The 21,470-nt window shown below is 51.8% G+C and carries 16 protein-coding genes; 4 read left to right on the top strand and 12 right to left on the bottom strand.

Annotated features, from left to right (window positions below; all coding sequences use genetic code 11):
• Positions 1–81 precede the first annotated feature (81 nt).
• From recD2 to NFS35_RS12665, 12 genes are all read right to left on the bottom strand, one after another.
• Entirely contained in the window at positions 82–2,367 is a 2,286-nt protein-coding gene (recD2, locus tag NFS35_RS12720) for an SF1B family DNA helicase RecD2 (protein WP_251207502.1), read from the bottom strand.
• Positions 2,368–2,586: 219 nt separating this feature from the next.
• Positions 2,587–3,009: a rod-binding protein gene (locus tag NFS35_RS12715; protein WP_251207501.1), complete on the bottom strand. Its 423-nt coding sequence runs from the start codon at positions 3,007–3,009 to the stop codon at positions 2,587–2,589.
• A gap of 24 nt (positions 3,010–3,033) precedes the next feature.
• Complete coding sequence (locus tag NFS35_RS12710; protein WP_251207500.1) at positions 3,034–3,849, bottom strand: flagellar hook-basal body protein; 816 nt, start codon at positions 3,847–3,849, stop codon at positions 3,034–3,036.
• A gap of 81 nt (positions 3,850–3,930) precedes the next feature.
• Positions 3,931–4,707 (bottom strand): flagellar hook-basal body protein, encoded by a 777-nt coding sequence (locus tag NFS35_RS12705; RefSeq protein WP_251207499.1) that lies wholly within the window; start codon positions 4,705–4,707, stop codon positions 3,931–3,933.
• Positions 4,708–4,736: 29 nt separating this feature from the next.
• Positions 4,737–5,729 carry a rod shape-determining protein gene (gene mreB / locus NFS35_RS12700; protein ID WP_251207498.1) on the bottom strand — a complete coding sequence of 331 codons (993 nt, stop codon included), beginning with the start codon at positions 5,727–5,729 and terminating at the stop codon, positions 4,737–4,739.
• Between the two features lie 181 nt (positions 5,730–5,910).
• Positions 5,911–8,790 carry an excinuclease ABC subunit UvrA gene (uvrA, locus tag NFS35_RS12695; protein WP_251207497.1) on the bottom strand — a complete coding sequence of 960 codons (2,880 nt, stop codon included), beginning with the start codon at positions 8,788–8,790 and terminating at the stop codon, positions 5,911–5,913.
• Positions 8,726–10,429 (bottom strand): glycosyltransferase family protein, encoded by a 1,704-nt coding sequence (locus tag NFS35_RS12690; protein ID WP_251207496.1) that lies wholly within the window; start codon positions 10,427–10,429, stop codon positions 8,726–8,728. The genes uvrA and NFS35_RS12690 overlap by 65 nt, the downstream gene beginning before the upstream one ends.
• Positions 10,426–12,009, bottom strand: coding sequence for a glycosyltransferase family protein (locus NFS35_RS12685; RefSeq protein WP_251207495.1), 1,584 nt, complete (start codon positions 12,007–12,009; stop codon positions 10,426–10,428). Before NFS35_RS12685 ends, NFS35_RS12690 begins: the two co-directional genes overlap by 4 nt.
• A gap of 133 nt (positions 12,010–12,142) precedes the next feature.
• Complete coding sequence (uvrB, locus tag NFS35_RS12680) at positions 12,143–14,155, bottom strand: excinuclease ABC subunit UvrB (RefSeq protein ID WP_251207494.1); 2,013 nt, start codon at positions 14,153–14,155, stop codon at positions 12,143–12,145.
• A 259-nt stretch (positions 14,156–14,414) separates the two neighbouring features.
• Positions 14,415–15,716: a site-specific integrase gene (locus tag NFS35_RS12675; RefSeq protein ID WP_251207493.1), complete on the bottom strand. Its 1,302-nt coding sequence runs from the start codon at positions 15,714–15,716 to the stop codon at positions 14,415–14,417.
• Entirely contained in the window at positions 15,710–16,906 is a 1,197-nt protein-coding gene (locus NFS35_RS12670; protein ID WP_251207492.1) for a site-specific integrase, read from the bottom strand. The genes NFS35_RS12675 and NFS35_RS12670 overlap by 7 nt, the downstream gene beginning before the upstream one ends.
• 16 nt (positions 16,907–16,922) lie before the next feature.
• Positions 16,923–17,138 (bottom strand): DNA-binding protein, encoded by a 216-nt coding sequence (locus tag NFS35_RS12665; protein ID WP_251207491.1) that lies wholly within the window; start codon positions 17,136–17,138, stop codon positions 16,923–16,925.
• A gap of 799 nt (positions 17,139–17,937) precedes the next feature.
• Here NFS35_RS12665 and NFS35_RS12660 point away from each other — a divergent pair.
• From NFS35_RS12660 to NFS35_RS12645, 4 genes are read left to right on the top strand one after another with little or no spacing between them, the layout of a single operon-like run.
• On the top strand, positions 17,938–18,228 hold the full coding sequence (locus NFS35_RS12660) for a hypothetical protein (RefSeq protein ID WP_334303556.1): 291 nt from the start codon (positions 17,938–17,940) through the stop codon (positions 18,226–18,228).
• 22 nt (positions 18,229–18,250) lie between these two features.
• Entirely contained in the window at positions 18,251–18,961 is a 711-nt protein-coding gene (locus NFS35_RS12655) for a hypothetical protein (RefSeq protein WP_251207490.1), read from the top strand.
• Between the two features lie 41 nt (positions 18,962–19,002).
• Positions 19,003–20,004, top strand: a complete 1,002-nt coding sequence (locus NFS35_RS12650; RefSeq protein WP_251207489.1) for a hypothetical protein — start codon at positions 19,003–19,005, stop codon at positions 20,002–20,004.
• A complete protein-coding gene (locus NFS35_RS12645) occupies positions 20,005–21,381 on the top strand; it encodes a C39 family peptidase (RefSeq protein ID WP_251207488.1) in 1,377 nt (458 codons plus the stop codon).
• Positions 21,382–21,470: the final 89 nt, after the last annotated feature.

Genomic DNA, 21,470 nt, shown 5'->3' with positions numbered 1-21,470 from the left:
CTTATCTTTTCCAGTTTATAGATATTATAAAATATATTGGAAAAAAACGCCGCCCTTTTGCGTTTTTTCCTGAGGCATTTTCTAGCCGGGAGCGTTTTCGTATTGCTCCCTTATCCTCGCCGCCAGCGCCGTATACCTGCGGTTTTCGCTGACATTGTCTATCATGCCCCGCACAGTGGCGCTGCTGCCCAGGATAGTGACGCAGCTTTTGGCCCTGGTGATTGCCGTATACAGCAGATTTCGGTTGAACAGCATCCGGGGGCCGCTCAGAAGCGGCATGACTACCGCCGGATATTCGCTTCCCTGGGATTTGTGGATGGTGATGGCATAGGACAGTTCCAGCTCTTCCAGCAGGGAGAAAGGATAGGTGACCCGCCTCTGCTCATCGTACTCCACTACCAGGCAGGAGGCATTTTCCTGAATCTCCACGATTCTGCCCATGTCCCCGTTGAAGACTCCCGTGCCCCGATCCACAGGGATGCCGTACTTGCTGACGATTTCCCATTCCAGCTGGTAATTGTTCCGGATCTGCATCACCTTGTCTCCCTCGCGGTAGATGCCGGCTCCGCTCATGTGCTCCTTCTTCCGCCCATCCGACGGATTCAGGTATCTCTGCAGGATGCCGTTGAGCGTCTCGCAGCCCAGAGGGCCTTTCCGCATGGGAGTGAGCACCTGTATGTCAAAAGGCGTAGCTTTCACATACCGGGGCATCTTTTCCTGTATCAATTGTATCATATGCTTATATATGACATTTATGTCATTTCTTTCCAGCAGGAAGAAGTCTTTGGACTTATTGTCCAGGGCGATCTGCTCCCCGCGATTGATTCGGTGGGCATTCACGATGATATCGCTCTCCTCCGCCTGCCGGAAGATTTTCTTCAGCTCCACCATCGGAAAGCATCTGCTGGCTATGAGATCGCGCAGCACCTGTCCCGGCCCCACGCTGGGCAGCTGGTTCACATCCCCTACCAGCACCAGTCTGGTTCCCGGGGCAACCGCCTTTAGCAGCGCCTGGAACAGCTGAATGTCCACCATGGACATTTCGTCTATGATGATCACATCCGCTTCCAGCGGGTTCTCTTCATTTCTCTCGAATCTTACTTTTTTCGTATCCTCATCCGACAGCGCGCTGTTCAGTTCCAGCATGCGGTGAATCGTCCGGGCCTCGAAGCCCGTGGCCTCCGTCATGCGCTTGGCCGCGCGGCCCGTGGGAGCCGCCAGGAAAATGTCCAGGCCCTCCGCCTCAAAATAGCGGATCATCATGTTGATGGTGGTGGTCTTGCCTGTGCCGGGGCCGCCGGACAGGATGAACAGGCCGTTGTGAATCGCCTCTGTCACCGCGCGAAGCTGCAGCTCGTCCAATTCCATGTGCAGGCTCTTTGCCAGCTTTTTCAGATGCTCTGCCACTTCCGGATCCAGGCCAGTGCCTCCGTTTTCTCTCCCGGGCGGTTCCGTTCCGGACTCCGCCGGACTTTCCGAATCCCCGGGCCGCATCCATATGTTCAGTTCCTCCAGCATCCGGGCACAGTTGAGCTCCGCGTAATAATAAGAAGAGGAAAAGACATTGTCTCCCTTTATCACCAGTTTCTTATCCATCATCAGATTGTCCAGCTGGGGACGTATATGCTCTTTCGCCACCCCCAGCAGCTTCCCGGCTCTCTCCAGCAGGCTTTCCATGGGAAAATAGCAATGTCCCTCCCCCACGGTCTGAAGCAGCGTATAAAAGATACCGCTCCGGATGCGATAGTCCGAATCTGTGTGGATGCCGATTTTTTCCGCCAGTTCGTCCGCCAGCCGAAAGCCGATTCCATGAATGTCCTCTGCCAGGCGGTAGGGGTTCTCTTTCATGACGCCATAGAGATTCGCTCCGTAAGTCTCGTATATTTTCACGGCCAGCGCATTGGAGATGCCGTACTGCTGCAGAAAGACCAGCGCGTCCCGCAGATCCCGCTTTTCCTCCATCTGCACGGCGATGTCCCGGGCTTTCCGCTCGCTGACGCCCCGGATTTCCGCCAGTCGCTCCGGCTCCTCCTCGATGATCCGGAAAGTGTCGTCTCCGAACTGCCTCACGATTCTGGCCGCCAGCGCAGGCCCCACTCCCTTTATGGCGCCTGAGCCCAGATACCGCTCCATGCCGATACTGTCCTTGGGCACCACCACCTGGAAACTGGCCATCTTCAGCTGGGTCCCATAGACCGGATGGTCCACATATTCTCCCTGGACAGCGATATTCTCTCCCTGGGTCAGGCCCTTTCCCATACCCACACAGATAATCTCACTGCCCTCTGTCATCAGATTCATGACCGTATAGCCGTTCTCATTATTCTGAAAGATGATATGTTCCACATATCCCTTGACCGTCTCCATCCGGCTTCCCCACAATCTCATATATCAGAACAAGGCTGCTTATTCATGCAAGCAGCCTTGTCCTGAATTTATTTTTCACAATAGATTTCCCACAGAACACGAATTCTATTGATGTCTATCCTACTTTCCACCATGCCGCCTGCAGCGGCACAGACCAATTCCATAGTATCTCATGATTCCAATACATCTGACTTTTCCGCAGAACCTGCCGGATTACGATTATGAATCCTCGCCCACCGCAGCTACGGTCTCGCTGTTCTCAGACTTTCCGGCATCCGGATGAAGTTCCGTCGTGCTGAAGTTCCGCTTCATCTGATCATACAGCATCTGAGCCAGCCCCAGGCCGCCGTTCTGATTCGTGGTCTCCTCCGCCAGGCTCTGAATCATCTGATCCTTGTAATAATCCATCATAGTAGATGTATAATTGGAAGTATTCTCACTGGTGGGAACTGTCTTCATCATGCCCTTGTACATCTGCTCGATGAAATAGGCCTCGAACTGCTTGCAGGCATCCATAAGCTCCGCATCTGTAGCTTTCGCATAATCCGCGTCCTTGAGCTTATCCTGCAGTTTCGCCGCTCTCTGGTTAGCCGCATTGGCATATGTGTCGCTGTACATTGCTGTTATATTGCTGAAATCCATTTTTCTCTCCCTTATGCTTTATGCTTATCTGCGCAGGTTATTGGCCTGCTGCAGCATCTCGTCAGATGCGGTGATGGCTTTGGAGTTCAATTCATAGGAACGCTGTGCCACAATCATGTTCACCATCTCATCCACAACCTGCACGTTGGAACCTTCCAGATAACCCTGGATTACCTTGCTCTTCTCCACCGCTGTGTTGGTCGCTTCATTGATAGGCTGGCCGCTGGCTGCAGACTGCTCATAAAGGCTGTCCGCCAGACGGTTCAGGCCGTTGGGATTATTGAACTGGAACAGCGCGATGCGGATGCCCATACCTTGCGGATTCTTGCTCGCATCCGGATAGCACAGTTCTCCGTCAGCGCTCACCGTGATGTTGCTGACTATGTAATTCTGATTCAGGATGATAGGCCGTCCATTAGTGTCCAATACCGGCAGACCATCCTCGTTAGCCAGCATATTGCCGTTGGTGGCCAGAGTGAACTGGAAATTACCGTTACGGGTATAATAGGTATTGCCGTCTTCCCCGCGGACTGCGAAGAAACCCTTTCCGTCTATCATGAACGCGGTGTCGCTGTCAGACGCCAATGCGTTGCCCTCTCTGAATATGGTGGTGATGGCGGAATTGCGCACACCCAGTCCCACCTGAGCGCTGGTGGGCTTCTGCTCGCCGTTGGCCGTGGTGGTCTTCGTCTGCAGGGTCTGATACAGCAAGGTCTTGAATTCATTCACCTGCGTCTTATAACCCTGTGTATTTACATTGGCCAGATTGTGCGCGATCGTGTCAAGATTCGTCTGCTGCGCAATCATGCCCGTTGCCGCTGTCCATAAACTACGTACCATAATGCCGATTCCTTCCTTTCCGTCCTCCGGCTGATTTAATCAGCTCTCTTATTCCGTCCTCTTCCTCGGTTTTCCGCTACATTAAACCCTGCCCAGCTGAGTCGCCGCGATTTCCAGCGAACCGTCATAGGTCTGGATAATCTTCTGACTGCTCTCATAATTCCGGGTGATGGCAATCAGGTTCACCATTTCCGATACCACCTGCACATTGGACATCTCCAGGTAGCCTGAGTTAATCTCCGCGTTGGCCTGCGTGGTCCTTGCTCCCTCTATGGGCCTGTAATAGGTCTCCCCGTATTTTTCCAGATAATCATAATCCTCAAAGTCAGTGAGTCCGATTCTGGCCACGGCAACGTCATTCTGATAAATGGTCCCGTTTTCGTCAATCTTTGAATCCAGCAAGGTATTCAGCCGTATCCTCCGGCTTTGATTGTCCAGCACATAATCGCCGTCCTCCGTCACCAGATAGCCCTCCCTGTTCAGGGTGAACTGACCGGCCCGGGTATACATGGTGGAAGTCTCTCCCGCCTTGTTGGTGAACTCGATGGCGAAAAAGCCGTCTCCTGACAACGCCAAATCATAGGTATTGTCCGTGATGCGGAAAGAGCCCTGGGTATAATCCGTATAGTTCTCCCCGATTTTCACGCCGGGATTGTTCCTGCCGATAAGCTCAGGCCCCACATGCCCTGCAGAAGCATCCTTAATCTTCACAGTCAGCACATCCTTGAAACTCTCGCTGGTAGCCCCCTCTTTCTTAAATCCCACTGTGGACGCGTTAGCCAGATTATTGGTCATGGTGTCGAGCCTGTGCTGCTCGTTGACCATGGCGGTGTAAGCGGTATATAATCCTTTTAGCATTTGTCTTGTTGCCTCCTGATTCCCAAAAACTATCTCTCATTGTAGCCTGAGAGGAACTCCACATATTTTCCGGTTCCGATGGCCACTGCCGTCATAGGGTCCTCGGCAGTGATGGTATTGATGCCTGTCTTGGAGGAAATCAGTTCCTCCAGCCCCCGCAGAAGGCTTCCGCCTCCCGTCAGCACAATCCCTCTGTCAGCGATATCCGCCGCAAGCTCCGGGGGAGTCTTCTCCAACACGCTGTGGATGGTCTCCACCACCTGGGATGTGGTCTCCCGGAGAGCCTCCTCCGTCTCTTCGGAGGATACTTTCACGGTCTTGGGCAGACCGGTCACCAGATTGCGGCCCCTTACATCCATGTAATCTACTTCGGGCCGCTTGTACGCGGAGCCAATCTTGATTTTCAAATCCTCCGCAGTCCTCTCACCAATCAACAGATTATGCTTTTTGCGCATATAGCGCACAATCGCCTCGTCAAAATCATCGCCTGCCACCTTGATGGACGCGCTGACCACAGTGCCTCCCAGAGAAATGACAGCAATGTCAGAAGTGCCGCCGCCGATATCCACAATCATATTCCCGCAGGGCTTGGAAATATCTATGCCCGCGCCGATTGCAGCCGCTATGGGCTCCTCTATGATGTCTACGTCTCTGGCACCCGCCTGATAAGTGGCATCTTCCACGGCCTTCTTCTCCACCTCTGTGACGCCGCTGGGAACGCACACCGCGATGCGGGGCTTCCTGAAAGACCTTCTGCCCAGCGCTTTCTGGATGAAGTACTTCATCATCTTCTCCGTCACTGAGTAATCGGAGATAACACCCTGGCGCAGGGGTCTCACCGCCACGATGTTGCCGGGAGTCCTGCCCAGCATCAGCCTGGCGTCCTCACCGATTGCCTTGATTTTCTGGGTATCTCTGTCAAAGGCCACCACAGAGGGCTCCTTGAGCACGACACCCTTTCCCCTGATGTATACTAAAATGCTGGCTGTACCCAAATCGATTCCAATATCCGTACACTGCATACTAATGCCCCTTTCTATCTTCCAATGAATTCCTGATTCCGAAACAAAGCCATACATCTTGTATTATAACCGAAAAAAAACCATTTTCATAGGGGTTTATAAAAATTTTAAAAAATGTATGCAGCTGGGCACGGTATTCTATAAACATTTCGGCAGAACAGCTCTTCTTCTTTAGTTTTTTTCACTTTTTTCTTTTTCCAATGTTTGCCCTGCCCCTGGCCAGCATCTTTTTAACATAAAAGCCGGTGTAGGACTGCTTCTCCTCCGCAATCTCCTCCGGAGTGCCCCGGGCAATCACTGTGCCGCCCCTGTCCCCGCCCTCGGGGCCCATGTCGATAATGTAGTCCGCGGTCTTGATGACGTCCAGATTGTGCTCGATGACCACTACCGTATTGCCGCCGTCCGTGAGCCTGTGGAGGATGTCCACCAGTTTGTGCACATCCGCAAAATGCAGGCCCGTGGTGGGCTCATCCAGAATGTAGATAGTCTTGCCCGTGCTGCGCCTGGACAGCTCCGTAGCCAGCTTGATGCGCTGGGCCTCCCCGCCGGAGAGGGTCGTGGAGGGCTGTCCCAGCTTCACATAGGAAAGCCCCACATCGTACAGAGTCTCAATCTTGCGCCGGATGGCCGGAAGGTTCTCGAAGAATCCGCAGGCCTCCTCCACCGTCATGTCCAGCACATCGAAGATGTTCTTTCCCTTGTACTTCACATCCAGCGTCTCCCGGTTGTAACGCTTGCCGCCGCAGACCTCGCAGGGCACATAGACATCCGGCAGGAAATGCATCTCTATCTTGATGATGCCGTCCCCGCCGCAGGCTTCACAGCGTCCGCCTTTCACATTGAAACTGAACCGCCCCTTGCCGTAGCCTTTGGCCTTGGCATCCGCCGTGGAGGCGAACAGATCTCTGATCTGGTCGAAGACCCCCGTGTACGTAGCCGGATTGGAGCGGGGCGTGCGGCCGATGGGAGACTGGTCGATGGCGATGACCTTGTCCAGCCGCTCCAGTCCCTGGATATCCCTGTGCTTCCCGGGGATGCATCTGGCCCGGTTCAGATCTCTGGCCAGGCGCTTGTACAGTATCTCGTTTACAAGAGAACTTTTCCCCGACCCGGACACGCCGGTGACACAGGTCATGATTCCCAGCGGGAACTCCACATCCACATTCTTCAGATTGTTCTCCCCGGCCCCCAGCACTTTCAGAAAGCCGGTAGGTTCCCGGCGCTGCGCGGGGATGGGAATCTGCAGTTCGCCGCTGAGGTACTTTCCCGTGATGGATTCCGGCACTTTCATAATCTCCTCCGCGGTGCCGCAGGCCACCACCCGGCCTCCGTGGAAGCCCGCGCCGGGGCCGATGTCCACCACATAATCCGCTTCCAGCATGGTGTCCTCGTCATGCTCCACCACGATCATGGTATTGCCCAGATTCCGCAGATTCTTCAGGGTCCGCAGCAGCTTGTCATTGTCCCGCTGATGCAGGCCGATGCTGGGCTCGTCCAGGATATAGCAGACCCCTACCAGACCGGAACCGATCTGGGTGGCCAGACGGATGCGCTGGGCTTCCCCGCCGGAAAGGGTGGCGGTGCCCCTGGACAGAGAGAGGTATTCCAGCCCTACATCCACCAGAAAGCCCACCCTGGCCCGGATTTCCTTCAGCAGCTGTTTTCCGATGAGCTGCTGCTGGCTGGTGAGCTGCATGTCTTTCAGGAAAGCGTTGAGTTCCAGTATGGATTCAGACGTTATATCATATATATTTTTATCACAAACCGTAACCGCCAGGGCCTCTTTCTTCAGGCGCATCCCTTTGCATTCCCTGCATGGCGTGACGCGCATGAAAGACTCGTACTCCTGCTTCATGGTCTCGGAAAACGTCTCCCTGTACTTCCGCTCCACATTGCGGACCAGCCCCTCGAACGCCACGGGATAGACGCCGCGGCCGCGCTGTCCCTGATAGTGCACCTCCACCTCTTTCCCGTCGGTGCCGTAAAGGATAAGCTGCTTTACCCGATCCGGATATTTTTCAAAGGGCGTGTCCAGGTCAAAACGGTATTCTTTGCACATGGCCTGGAGAATGGCGTTGGTAAAGCTGGATTTGTCCGTGCAGGACTGCCAGCCCGTGACCGCGATAGCCCCTTCGTTGATGCTCAGGCGCTTGTCGGGAATCATCAAACTCTCGTCGAATTCCATCTTGTAGCCCAAACCGGTACACTCCGGGCAGGCCCCAAACGGATTGTTAAAGGAAAAGCTTCTGGGTTCAATCTCGCTGATGCCAATGCCGCAGTCCGGGCAGGAAAAGCTCTGGCTGAAAGTCATGGGCTCCCCGCCTATGACGTCCACCACCAGCAGATTCTCCGCCAGGTTCAGCACATTCTCGATGGAGTCTGCCAGACGGCGCTCTATGCCGGGCTTTACCGCCAGGCGGTCCACTACGATCTCGATGCTGTGCTTGATGTTCTTCTCCAGGGAGATTTCCTCCGTGAGCTCGTAGAGGCTGCCGTCTATGCGCACCCGCACATAGCCGCTCTTCCTGGCCCGGTCCAGCACCTTTTCATGCCGCCCTTTGCGGCCTCTCACCACCGGCGCCAGCAGCTGCAGCTTCGTACCCTCCGGCAGCGCCATAATCTGGTCCACCATCTGGTCCACGGTCTGCCTGGATATCTCCCTGCCGCAGTTCGGGCAGTGGGGAATGCCGATTCTGGCATAGAGAAGACGGAAATAGTCGTAGATCTCCGTCACGGTACCCACGGTGGAGCGAGGGTTGCGGTTGGTGGATTTCTGGTCTATGGAGATGGCGGGGGACAGGCCCTCGATCTTCTCCACATTGGGTTTCTCCATCTGACCCAGGAACTGCCTGGCGTAGGAGGACAGGGATTCCATATAGCGGCGCTGTCCCTCGGCATAGATGGTGTCGAAAGCCAGGGAGGACTTGCCGGAACCTGACATTCCTGTCAGAACTACCAGTTCGTTCCTGGGGATATCTACATCGATATTTTTCAGATTATGCTCGTTCGCCCCCCTTATCCTGATGTACTCTCTGGGGCGCATTTTCTTGATTTCTTCCATTTTCTCCATTCCTCTCCATAGTCAAGCCCAAGGCTTCCTCTTCTTCCTGTTTATTTTTTGCCTTTTCAGCTGTCCTCTTCTCCATCCATGCATGAATCCTGTCCACATACTGCCACATCCCACAGATTGAAATCACGATCAGCAGCGGCAGGAACACGAGCAGATACCTTGCCCTTGCCTCAAACAGCATCTGATAGCAGAAAATCCCCAGAAAACCCACTACAAGAATCGTATATTTCTCTCCCTGCTTCTTTCGGCAAAAGCAGATGCCGGAAATTCCCAACAGACAGAACACCCAGGCAAGCTGGCAAAATGCATTGAATCTCCCCGCATAACGACTGCTGGGCCAGAATATATTCCTTGACAGCTCCATGAAACCATCGTTACTGGCCAAATTGGACGGATAATGCGCATCAATCCATACCTCGCACTGCCATCCGAATGTCCCATCGTTGAAAACCATGACCATTTTTCTCAGCCAGAAATATAGGTTCCCCCAGAAGCCTCTTTCCTCCATTCGCCCGATGGCCCTTTCAAGTGCCGCCTCTTTCCTTTCCTCCCCGCTGTACTGGAATTCGCCATACATAGCCACGTCTTCCGCATAATAGCTCCCTGTCTTTTCCTCATTCAGTCCCATATAAAAATAATTCTGCCAGCTGGCCGCTATCTCCGGATTGAAGTCCAGCCCCACATCCTTTATCAGATAGTCCATGCAGGCTCCCTTGGCAAAAAACAAGGCCGCGGCAAGCCCGATCTCCGCCAGGATATAACGCCATCTCTTCCAATCCCCTGCCAGCCATCCCGCCAGTTCCGCCGCCAGGACAGCCATCACTACAATATAGATGCTCGGCTTGATAAACCCTCCCGCCATTCCGCTGACCATGGCAAGGGCGGCCCACAGGCACTTCAGGACAGGCTTTTTCTGTTCCCTGTAGCAGACATAAAAATAGATGCACATAACAGGGAACACAATCCCATAGGTGTCTGTATAAGGCGCTATTTTCCATGGCGTCATCCCAGCCAAAGCCAGGTATAAGAAAAAGGCGACGAATGCGGGCATCAGCTTTTGCGTCAGCTTTTTAACTGTAAGACAGCTAAAGAAACCTCCTATGGATATCAAGGCACAGTTCACCTGAATCCACAGAAATTCGTCTATATATGGATAATTCGCAATTTCCCCGGCCTTGATGTAAATTTCCTTCAAAATGTAAAGTATGGGGATGTTATTTGTATACATGGAAAAATAGGTGAAATATCCGAGAGGAGTCCCCCTTGCGACAGATTCCGCACTTGTGGTGACTGCCTTAATGTCCCAGGGAAATTTGAAAGCGATCTCCCTGGCAATCCGGACATTCACGAAATACAGCAAGATAAACAGGAGTATCAAAAGCCCATCCGCGGTCAAATCGACTTTATGGGTAACACGTATCTTTCTGACTGCCCATGCAAGCAGGCAGATACACCCGAATCCTATCAGGGCGATGACAACGAACACATAATTCGGCAACAGGGCATTCAACTTGTTATCTTCGTTATAATCCATGTGATTTCCGATGAAAACCACACAAAAGAAAACCGGGAGAAATAAGGCTCCCATCAGCAGATAGAAAAAGCGAGTCAAAGATTTTCCCGTCTTCATTGCCGCGTCCCCCTTTCCAGAAATCCTCTTCCTGCCTTATCCCTCTGTCCTATCCCCAGGCTCCTGAATGGATTTCTTTCGCCTAAGCTCCGGCGTGTATGTTGTCTGAAACTCCATTTACATACCAAGCCATGAATCCGACATCCCCCCTGCCACATTCCGCATGCGGAAACAGCGCACAGCAGCGGCAAAAACATTAGCAGATATCTCGGTTTCGCCTCAAACAGCAGCTGGTAGCAAAAGATTCCCAGAAAAGCCAGCACAAGGATTACATATTTTTCCCTCTGCTCTTTGGGAGAAAAACAGATGCCGGCAGTCCCCAGCATACAGAATATCCAGGCAAACTGGCAAAATGCATTAAATTTCCCTGAGTACAGGCTTTGGGGCCAAAAAATATTCCTGAGCAGCTCCATGCATTCGTCATTGCTGGCCAGGTCCGGGGAATAATGCTCATGAATCCAGTTGCATTGCCATCCAAAGGTTCCGTCATTGAAAACCATGACCATTTTCTTCAGCCAAAAATAGATATTTCCTAAAAAGCCGCGGTCCTTCACCCGTCCGACAGCCCTTTCAAACGCCGCTTTATCCCTATCCTCCCTGCTGTTCTGGAATTCGCCGAATATGCTCTCGTCATCAGAACTGTAGGTTCCTGTGGTTTCCCCATTCTGCCCCATATGAAAATAATGCTGCCAGCTGGCCTCTAACTCCGGGTTGAAATCCAGCCCCATGTCTTTCATCATATAGTCCATGCAGGCTCCCTTTGCCAAAAACAGAGCCGCCACTAGTCCTGCCTCTGCCAAAATATAATGCCATCTCTTCCGGTCTCCCGCCAGCCAGCTCACCAACTCTGCCATCAGAATCGCAATCACCACAATATATCCGCTGGGCTTGACCAGTCCACCCAGCATTCCAGCCATAAGCGCGGCAGTCACTGACAGATACTTCCGGACGGATTTTTCCGTTTCCCTGTAACACAGGTAAAAATAAATGCATGCAATGGGGAAAACAATGCCAAAGACATCCGTATAAGGCGCTATCTTCCATGGCGTTATCCCCCCCAGCGCCAAATACAGCAAGAACGCGGTCAATGTCGGAATAAGGCCATTGGTCAGTTTTTTCACTGTAAGGCAACTGAAAAAGCCACCCAGGGATATCAGCGCACAGTTCACCTCTATCCACAGGAAACTGCTTGGATATGGATAGTTCGCATTTGCCACAGCCTTTGAATAAATCTCCTTCAAAATATAAAGGATGGGGATGTTATTCGTATACATGGAAAAATAAACCGAATAGCCGAGAGGATTCCCTTCCGCGACTTCCACGGCATGGGAGGTGACCACCATGACATCCCAGTGGAAATAGAACGCAATCTCTCTGGCAATCCGAACGTTCACCAGAAACAGCAGCAAAAAGAGAATTGCCAGGAGTCCGTCCAGGCCCAAATGAGCCTTATGGGTCAGGCGTATCTTTCTGCATGCCCACGCAACCAGGAAAATGAACACAAAGCCTGCCAGGGCAATCATAGCGAAAATGTAGTTCGGCAACAGGGCATTCACTTTATATATTTCACTATAGTCCATATGATTTCCAATAAAAACCACACAAAAAAGAACCGGCAGAAACAAGGCTCCCATCAGTATATACATAAAGCCAATCACATGTTTTCCCATCTCCATCCCGCTCTTTTCCCTTTCCATCGTCCGTTTTCGCGCTTTACTCATCTGTCTTGTCACTGAACTCCTGAAGAGATTTCTTTAATTCAATCATCTTATCCCGAAGCTCCGCGGCGGCCTCGAAGTTCAAATCCGCGGCAGCCTTCTGCATCTTCTTCTGCACATCCGCGATAAGCTTCTCCAGTTCCTTGCGGCTCATGGACTCGGGATCTTTCTCGAAGCGAACTTCCTCTTTGGCGATTACCTTGGAGATGGCAATCAGGTCACGGACAGATTTCTTTATGGTCGTCGGGGTGATATTGTGCTCCTTATTGTACTTCATCTGAATCTCGCGGCGGCGGTTAGTCTCGTCTAACGCCATCCGCATGGAATCCGTGATGATATCCGCATACATGACCACGTGTCCGTCCGCATTCCGCGCCGCCCGGCCGATGGTCTGTATCAGGGAAGTGCTGCTGCGCAAAAATCCCTCCTTGTCCGCGTCCAGAATAGCCACCAGACAGATTTCCGGAATGTCCAGGCCCTCCCGCAGCAGGTTGATGCCCACCAGCACATCGAATACATCCAGGCGCATATCCCGGATGATTTCCGCCCGTTCCAGAGTGTCGATGTCCGAGTGCAGATATTTGACCCGTATTCCTACATCCTTCATGTAGTCCGTCAAATCCTCTGCCATCCGCTTCGTCAGGGTCGTCACCAGCACTTTTCCCTGCTTTTCCGTCACTTTATTGATTTCGCCTACAAGATCGTCAATCTGCCCCTCCACAGGCCGCACATCCACTTCCGGATCCAGCAGCCCGGTGGGCCGGATAATCTGCTCCGTGCGCATCAGCTCATGGGCTTCCTCATAGTCCGAAGGAGTGGCCGAGACGAACATCATCTGGTCGATGTGGGTCTCGAATTCCTCAAAATTCAGAGGCCTGTTGTCCAGCGCCGAAGGCAGGCGGAAGCCATAGTCCACCAGAGTCTGCTTTCTGGACCTGTCGCCGGCATACATCCCCCGAATCTGAGGGATGGTCATATGGGACTCGTCGATGATGATCAGGAAATCCTCCGGGAAGAAGTCCATCAGCGTCAGCGGCGGCGCTCCCTCCGGCATTCCGTTCAAATGTCTGGAGTAGTTCTCGATGCCGGAGCAGAAGCCTGTCTCCCGCAGCATTTCAATATCGAAATTCGTCCTCTCCGCGATGCGCTGGGCCTCGATCAGCTTGTCCTCCCCCTGGAAAAAGCGTACCCTCTCTTCCATTTCTCTCTCGATATTCCCACAGGCCGCCTTTATCTTGTCCATGGAGACCACATAGTGGGAGGCCGGGAAGATGGCGATGTGGCTCAGCGCCGCGTGCACCCTGCCGGAGAGGGGCTCCACCTCGGCGATGCGGTCGATTTCGTCCCCGAAGAACTCAATCCGGATGAAATAGTCCCCGCCCTGGGCCGGGTACACCTCTATGACGTCCCCACGGACCCTGAAGCATCCTCTGTGCATGTCCATGTCATTGCGGGTGTACTGGATGTCCACCAGTTCCCGCAGCACCTGGTCGCGGTCCTTCACCATCCCGGGGCGCAGGGAGACCACCATGCCCTGATATTCCTCCGGGCTGCCCAGGCCGTAGATGCAGGACACGCTGGCCACCACCACCACGTCCCTGCGCTCTGTCAGGGAGACCGTGGCGGAAAGACGGAGCTTCTCTATCTCGTCGTTGATGGAGGAGTCCTTGGCGATGTAGGTGTCGGAGGAGGGCACGTAGGCCTCCGGCTGGTAGTAATCGTAATAGGATACAAAATATTCCACTGCGTTACTCGGAAAATACTCTTTGAACTCACCATAGAGCTGAGCCGCCAATGTCTTATTGTGCGCTATTACCAAAGTCGGCTTGTTCAGCTCAGCGATCACATTTGCCATGGTAAAGGTCTTGCCGGAACCCGTAACCCCCAGTAAAGTCTGGAATTGATTGCCTTCCTGAAACCCTTTGACCAGGTCTTTTATGGCCTGCGGCTGGTCCCCGGTAGGGGCGTATTCCGAGTGAAGTTTGAAGATTTTTTGTTCATTTTGCACAAATGCTCACCTCTGATTTCATAGTAAAAAAAGACGTCTCTCGGACAAAAATTCGTCGTGGAACATTTTATTTTCGTCGTGGCATTTTCTCAAACTAACGCAAAACAGGCCCACGACGAATTCTGTTCACAATTTGCCTTTTTTGCTACTCAGTGTACCTCTGTAATTCCATACGGACTAAACAGTACGGAAAGAACTTTTTTATCATATCACAAACTATAAAATTTGTATAGATATGAAATCGAACTTTTGTTCTTTTTCATCCTGTGTTCGGAAGAAATTCTGTTACATCCAGCACGATATCCAGCAGTTCCTTTTTTAAAATCTCCGCCTCTTCCAGGTTCGGTAATACTTCTCTCATATACTCTTCCATTTCCGGTACGCCGTCTGCTATGATACCTTTATTATCAGCATAAACATCCATTGTTATCAGTTCTTTGGCATGTCCCATGAGCTTTGATACCGCCTTTGGATTGAATGCCTCCTTCAGCAGGAGCGTACAATAGGTGCTGCGAAGATCATGCCAGCGAATATCCGGCAGGCCGTTTTCTGAAAGAAGCCGCTTATAATACTGGCAATGAAATCCTTTGCTCCTTGCCCTGCCAAGGGTGGAACAACAGATATAGTCCAGATCCTGAAATTCTCTCTTTCTGCGATTCCTGTTTTTCTCATACACCCGACGTTCCTTTAAGATTGCCTCAAAGACGTAATCAGGAATCGGAATTTCTCTGTAACTGGATTTTGTCTTTAATCCTACCTCCTGTTTCGTAAAAGTTTTTGGAGCAAAGTCTTCTTTTGCTGCGTTATGTACTCTCCCTAACTGCCGTTCCACTTTTAAGGTACGGTTGATATAATCAACGTCCGAATATTTGACACCATTGATCTCGGATCTGCGGAGCCCCATAAGCACATTAAACAGTACCTGCATGTGGATCGGGGTATCTCTGCTTTTTTCCAGTAAAATCTGTATCTGCTCCATCGTCAGTGTTTTCTGCGTGTTGATATTCCGGGTTCTGAAACCTGATTTCTGCTGCGGCTTTTCCGCTTTGGGAAGTCCTATCCCCTCCACCGGGCTGGCCTGGATCACTTTGTTCGTTACCGCATAACGAAAAGAGACATTCATGATTGTTTTTACCAGCTCTGCTACCGGCCTCGAATACTCTGCCTTGGTATTAAACAATTTTTGAATGTCTCCGCGGGTAACATCCGTCATTTTCTTCCTGCCCAGAACAGGTATGATATGGTTCTTTACTGTCCCACAATAATTATAATAAGTTTCATGGCTTTCAGTACGCTTTTTCAGATCCGTTTCAAGCCAGAATATCATAAAATCAGCAACACTAACCTTTGTGTACACAACAAACGTACCATTATATAATTCTGCGATCGTCTTCTCTCTTGCCTTATTCGCCTCCTTCTCTGTTTTGAATCCGGACTTCTGCTGTGGTTTTTCGCTTCCGTCCGGATATTTCAAAAATACCCTGTAGCCGAAGCCGGAGCGCACAGGCATTACCTGTGCCACTCTCCAATCGACATAATTTTTCAAACTCAGATCTAACATGCAGACACACTCCCTTCCGGAACAAAAGTATGATTCATAAAAGTAATGATCTGCTCATTTTCATCCATGACCTCACAATAATATTCAAATGTTGTATTGACACTTGCATGTCCCAGCAGAGCAGATATCTTGATCAAAGGAACTTTCTGCTCTATCAATATTGTTGCATACATATGTCTCAGCCCATGAACTGTAATGTGGGGCAGGCCGTTTCTGGAGCATAATTTTGTCAAAGCGCTGTTCATGGCGGCGGTGGAATGCGGCAGGCCGTTTTCCTGGCACGAGATATAATCGTGGTCAAAATACTGTTCGCCATACTGCTGTTTATTTGCCTCAACCAAAACTTTTCTTTTTTCAATTTCCTCCGCAACAGCCTCCGGTATCCGCAGCAGCCGATAACTGTTATCTGTCTTCGGCGCTTTCTCTATAACCTCATACGATTGAATTTTTCTTTCCCCCTTTGGAATCACAGGGTTTGACGTAATCTGCCGCTGAATATAGATCGTCCTGTTTTCAGCATCAAAATCTCCGAATTTCAAGCCTGAAATCTCGCCTTTTCTGAGTCCGCAGAACAGACCCAGCAGAATCTCCAGATACCATCCGCTGTTGTAAGCAGCTTTCAGGATTTTTTTTACATTTGCTTTGTTTAAGACAATAATCGTCGGCTTTTTCCTCGGATATGGTTTCGTTGCCAGTATCGGATTAACCCTGATATATTCCTGTATTACAGCCTCTTTCATCGCCATGTTCAAAAACTCTCTGGACTTATTACCGGCGGACTCGCATGTCTTTGACACAACGGCCAGCAGGGAGTCAAAATACTCCTCATTGGCATACCGCAATTTTATGTTCTGCTGCATATTCGGCAGGATCAAGTCATACAGCACGTATGCGCATACCATGCGGGTTGTATTCTCAATCCTCTGGGAAAATACATCCTCAAACCAATACAGCAGATAATCTTTTAAATCCACATCCGGATTAGGCTTTGCCGACAACTGATAGGCTCTGGAAGCTTTCTTGAATTCTTTCTCATACTGGTAATAACTGGCTTCCGCCTCTTCTTCACTCTGAAAGCCTCCGCGCTTACTATACTTTACTGAACCATCCGGCTGCAACAGCTTTACTCTGTGGAACCAGGAAGTCTCTTCATAAAAAACAACTCCGTTTTTCTTTGCTGGCTGCTTCACTAAATCACCTCACTACTTATAGACCGCCATTCAGCCACTCATCAAAGCCCCGCTTTGGCACTCTGAAAAGCTTACCGATTTTAAGAACTTTGAACGGCGGATTCTTCTGCCTATACACCTCTTCAAGGAAGGTATAAGATTTACTCTTTCCTATTCCAAGCATACGTTGAATATCGCCTGCCAGGTATACCTGCTGATCAACTGCCACTTCATTATCTATATCTGCTGCCATTGTCTGCCTCCTCTCTTTGTTTTTTGCAGCTGAAATGGTATCCGTATGGCATTTGATATAAATCCGCTTCATATATCTTATACGAATCGAATGTTCCGTTTTTCAACTGCAATTAGCGTTTTTCCTACTTATAATCAGGGGAGTGTCATTCGTACACACTCAATCAGGTCATTTCCTGCGCCAATATATTTGCCGCGTATTTCAGGTATTGCTATGCAATTTTTAAACAGAGGGCGGGCTCACACATGGTCATCGCACACTATCCGTCTGCGCCTGTATAACTCCTGAATGGTGCTATAAAATTGTCAAGGTACAAAGAGCCTTCCATATTTCGGATGTAACCCATATGCTATATAAATAAAGGAGCTTATCTTCTTTTTCTGCAGATCATCGAAAATTTTTCATTTTTTGTTTTCCAAAATATCTGGCACAAAATTGGCACAATCCCGCACAAAATTGGCACGGTTCTGCTCTTTCGCCGTAAATAGGGATATGCTACACTAAATATGCTTAAAACTGTATCCAGAAGCAATCCGGGCTGACATGGCACCTTTCCAAAAGAGGTGCCTTTTTTGCGCCTTTCCCAGCAAAACTCACGGTTTTCTCACCTGCCGGCCCGGCGGAAAAAGACCATGCCCGCTTTTGCGGCATGGTCTTTCTTTCCACATCCAAATCTTATTTAAAGGAGGTCCACAAATTGAGACTGAAAAACAAACTGCAGACGCCTGCCACGGCAGGAAAGAAACCAAAACCCAGGTTCTCCCCCGCAAAGGCAGCTTATTATGCCTTCCTCAGTTCCATGATGTTCCTGATGTTTACCCAGCCGGCCTATGCCGCAGATGTATGGACAAAAGCCACGGAGATCATGAAGGATGTCTATAACCAGATCGTGCTTATCTCTACCGTTGCCGCTATTGTCACAGCTTCCGTTGCCCTGCTGATGATGAACTTCTCCCGCTCCGGCCGCACGGTGGATGAGAGCCGCGCATGGCTGAAGCGTATCTGCATCACCTGGGCGATCTTAAACGGGCTTGGCTTCATCATGGCCTACATCACCCCGTTCTTTGCGGACGGCAAGTGGAACGGCTGACACCGGAAAGGAGTGATCATTTATGGGTATCTTAGACGGCATTGTGGAATGGATCGCCGAACAGGTGATGCACGGCCTTGACCTTATCACCACTTCAGTCCTGGGGGCGCTGGGCTGCGACATGACCGTGTTTCTCCGCTACTTTCCTGCTGCGGAGACCATGTATAAAGTCTTTGTGGCGCTGGCCATCGGCCTCATCCTTTTAAACTGGATATGGCAGCTGTTCAAAAACTTCGGGCTGGGAGCCGGCATTGAAGCAGAGGACCCGGTGCGCCTGAGCATCCGCTCCGTCCTCTTCATCCTGCTGGCCTACTTCTCGGACGGCATCGTGGACACGGTCTTAAAGATCGGCGGCACCCCATACCACTGGATCATGGATTCCGACCTGCCGGCATTAAGCTTTGCCGATTTCAATTCGGTGATGCTGGCCATCATCGGCGTCTGCGCCAACGGGGCTGTGGCCCTGATCGCCCTGATCGTTGTGCTGGTGCTGGCATGGAACTACTTAAAGCTCCTTTTTGAAGCAGCAGAGCGGTATGTCCTCCTGGGGGTGCTGGTCTACACGGCACCCGTGGCTTTTTCCATGGGAGCCTCCCAGTCCACCTCTAACATTTTCAAATCCTGGTGCCGGATGTTCGGCGGGCAGGTCTTTCTCCTGCTCATGAATGCCTGGTGCCTGCGCCTGTTCACGAGCATGGTCGGGGCTTTTATTGCGAACCCGCTTTCACTGTGAAAAAACATGCGGAACTGAAATAGAAAGGAAAGATGATAACCATGAAAAGATATAAAAAAATATTGACGATGGCTTTTCTGACCGTGCTCATCCTCTGCCTGTCCTGCCAGACGGCCTTTGCCTTTTCGGAGAGCGATGCCCAGGCCCAGGTGGATGCGGCAGGCCGGGAGGCAGTATCGGGTAATGTCCTGGTATGGTTCCTGTGTGCCATCGCATTTTTAAAGGTGTCCCAAAAGATTGACTCTTTCATGTCCAGCATAGGCGTCAACGTAGGGCATACGGGTGGTTCCATGATCGCGGAAGCCATGATCGCCGCAAGGGGTGTAGGCGCAGTCCGGAACTTTTCCCGCCAGCATTTCGGCGGCGGCCACAGCAGCTCCTCCCATGTGAACACAGGCTCCGGCTCACCCGGAAGTCCGGGCGGGTTCATGGCAGGCGGCCTTGCCGGGGTGGTCAGCCGCCAGGTCACAAACAGCGCCATACGCACAGCTACTGCCCACACGGAAACGAATCAGCAGAGTGAGCGGACTTCCAGGACCGGGATCGGCGGTTTCGCATCCGCCGTATCTGCCGGCATCGGCGGAAACATGTATGCATCTTCCGTTGTGAAAGGCGGCGATTTTGCCAACAGCGTGATCGGTACGGTGGCAACGGGGAACATGGCAGACCTGGGTTCCATGACCGGAGAAAAGGCTGCCCAGGCCCTCTGTTCCTACATGGGCTATGCCGCCCTGGAAGAGGGCGCACAGCATGTACCATCCTTTACAGGCGTAGAGATCGGGGGCGGGCGCATCACCGGCACGGAGATCTCTGAAGAACACCCGGAGGGTATTTCCTTCGGCATGTATCATGCGGATCAGTATACCCCGCCGGAAGGGGCATACACTACCGTGCAGGCTGTGGACGGCACTTCCTGGTATAAGCAGTATGCACAGGACGCCGTGGAGAAATCGCCCTACATGGCGGCTGACGGTTCCATCGCTTATCAGGAATCCATCGTGAAAAAGATGCCTCCGGCACCGAAGAGAAAGGACAGGTTATAAATGGCAGAACAACAGAAAAACGGACTGAATGAGGCCCTTGAAACCGGAGCTTCTGCGGCACACCTTGCCAGAGGCGCCGTAAAAGTGGGAAAGGCGGTATCCGGGGCTGCAAAGGGTGCCGCTGCAGGCGGTCCCTATGGCGCGGCAGCCGGGGCATTATGGGAAGGACGGAAAGCCGTTGGAAAGTTCGCAGCGGCAGCCGCTGTACTGTTGCTGCTCCCGGTGCTGTTCGTGCTCATGCTCCCCGGGCTGCTCTTTGACGGCTTTTCCTCCGCATTTTCCCCTGCGGACCCGGAAACACCCATCCTGAACAGTGAAAATGCCCTTGTGGAAAATGCCAATACCATCACCTACACCATCAGCACCATCCTGGGCGAAGGCATGGAGGATGTCATGAACCGGATCGAGCGTGATTTTTCTGTCTCCGGCGGGGACGGCATGGAGGTCATCAACCCTTATGAGCTGGGCCCCGTATACAATGCAAACCTGTTTATCTCTCAGTACTGTGCGGCGAAGGAAAAGGACTTTGCGGATATCTCCATTGCTGACATGGCGGCTGTCATGCGCCGGGGGAAATCCCACCTCTATTCCTACCAGCGGACAGAGGAAATACGGGAAAAAACAGTAGAAGACCCGGATACCGGAGAAGAAACGACCATATCAGAGAAATGGATGATCTATACCATTTCCTATAATGGGGAAGCCTATTTTGCCGACCAGGTATTTGCCCTTACGGATGAGCAGAAAAGCCTTGCCTCGGATTATGCACAAAATTTAAGCCTTTTTCTGGGGGACGGGCTGATACAGAACCTGGAGGACTGGGAAGGAAACAGCATCCCTTCCCTGGGCGATGTCCGTTTCACGGACGGAGCCACGGAGGTTGTCTACTTCAACCAGCTGGATGAACGCTACGCCGGTAAGCCCTACGGCACCGACCATATCGGCGGCTACGGCTGCGGTCCAACATCCATGGCGATTGTGGTATCCTCCCTGGCAGATGAAACTGTTGACCCTGAGCAGATGGCCCGGTGGGCTTATGAGAACGGCTACTGGTGCAAAGGCAGCGGTTCCTACCATGCCCTGATCCCAGGGGCCGCTGCACACTGGGGACTTGCCGTTTCCGGCTGCTCCCCCTCGGAACCCCAGCGGATACTGGATGCCCTGGCAGACGGGAAACTGGTGGTGGCTATCATGTCAAAGGGACACTTTACAAGCGGCGGCCATTTTATCGTGCTGCGGGGCGTAAAGGATGGGAAGATCCTGGTGGCGGACCCCGCCAGCTACAGACGGAGCGGACAGCTCTGGGATCTTTCCATCATACTGAATGAAGCCAGCAGGCGTGCCGGCGCCGGCGGCCCTTTCTGGATCATCGGCTGAGCCGCCCTGCCCCAGTCCGGCCATGAAACCTGTTTACGGACGGTTCCGCTCTGAATTTACCCATGGCCGGAACTGACACACTGCGAAAG

It is taken from the genome of Acetatifactor aquisgranensis (assembly GCF_943193215.1).
Lineage (GTDB): Bacteria > Bacillota > Clostridia > Lachnospirales > Lachnospiraceae > Acetatifactor > Acetatifactor aquisgranensis.
This window is presented reverse-complemented; position numbering and strand designations above follow the sequence as displayed.

Coding starts and splice junctions, on each gene's coding strand:
- recD2 (WP_251207502.1), bottom strand. CDS start 2,367: ATGGAGACGGTCAAGGGATATGTGGAACATATCATCTTTCAGAATAAT.
- NFS35_RS12715 (WP_251207501.1), bottom strand. CDS start 3,009: ATGGATTTCAGCAATATAACAGCAATGTACAGCGACACATATGCCAAT.
- NFS35_RS12710 (WP_251207500.1), bottom strand. CDS start 3,849: ATGGTACGTAGTTTATGGACAGCGGCAACGGGCATGATTGCGCAGCAG.
- NFS35_RS12705 (WP_251207499.1), bottom strand. CDS start 4,707: ATGCTAAAAGGATTATATACCGCTTACACCGCCATGGTCAACGAGCAG.
- mreB (WP_251207498.1), bottom strand. CDS start 5,729: ATGCAGTGTACGGATATTGGAATCGATTTGGGTACAGCCAGCATTTTA.
- uvrA (WP_251207497.1), bottom strand. CDS start 8,790: ATGGAAGAAATCAAGAAAATGCGCCCCAGAGAGTACATCAGGATAAGG.
- NFS35_RS12690 (WP_251207496.1), bottom strand. CDS start 10,429: ATGAAGACGGGAAAATCTTTGACTCGCTTTTTCTATCTGCTGATGGGA.
- NFS35_RS12685 (WP_251207495.1), bottom strand. CDS start 12,009: ATGGACTATAGTGAAATATATAAAGTGAATGCCCTGTTGCCGAACTAC.
- NFS35_RS12675 (WP_251207493.1), bottom strand. CDS start 15,716: ATGTTAGATCTGAGTTTGAAAAATTATGTCGATTGGAGAGTGGCACAG.
- NFS35_RS12665 (WP_251207491.1), bottom strand. CDS start 17,138: ATGGCAGCAGATATAGATAATGAAGTGGCAGTTGATCAGCAGGTATAC.
- NFS35_RS12660 (WP_334303556.1), top strand. CDS start 17,938: ATGATGTTCCTGATGTTTACCCAGCCGGCCTATGCCGCAGATGTATGG.
- NFS35_RS12655 (WP_251207490.1), top strand. CDS start 18,251: ATGGGTATCTTAGACGGCATTGTGGAATGGATCGCCGAACAGGTGATG.
- NFS35_RS12650 (WP_251207489.1), top strand. CDS start 19,003: ATGAAAAGATATAAAAAAATATTGACGATGGCTTTTCTGACCGTGCTC.
- NFS35_RS12645 (WP_251207488.1), top strand. CDS start 20,005: ATGGCAGAACAACAGAAAAACGGACTGAATGAGGCCCTTGAAACCGGA.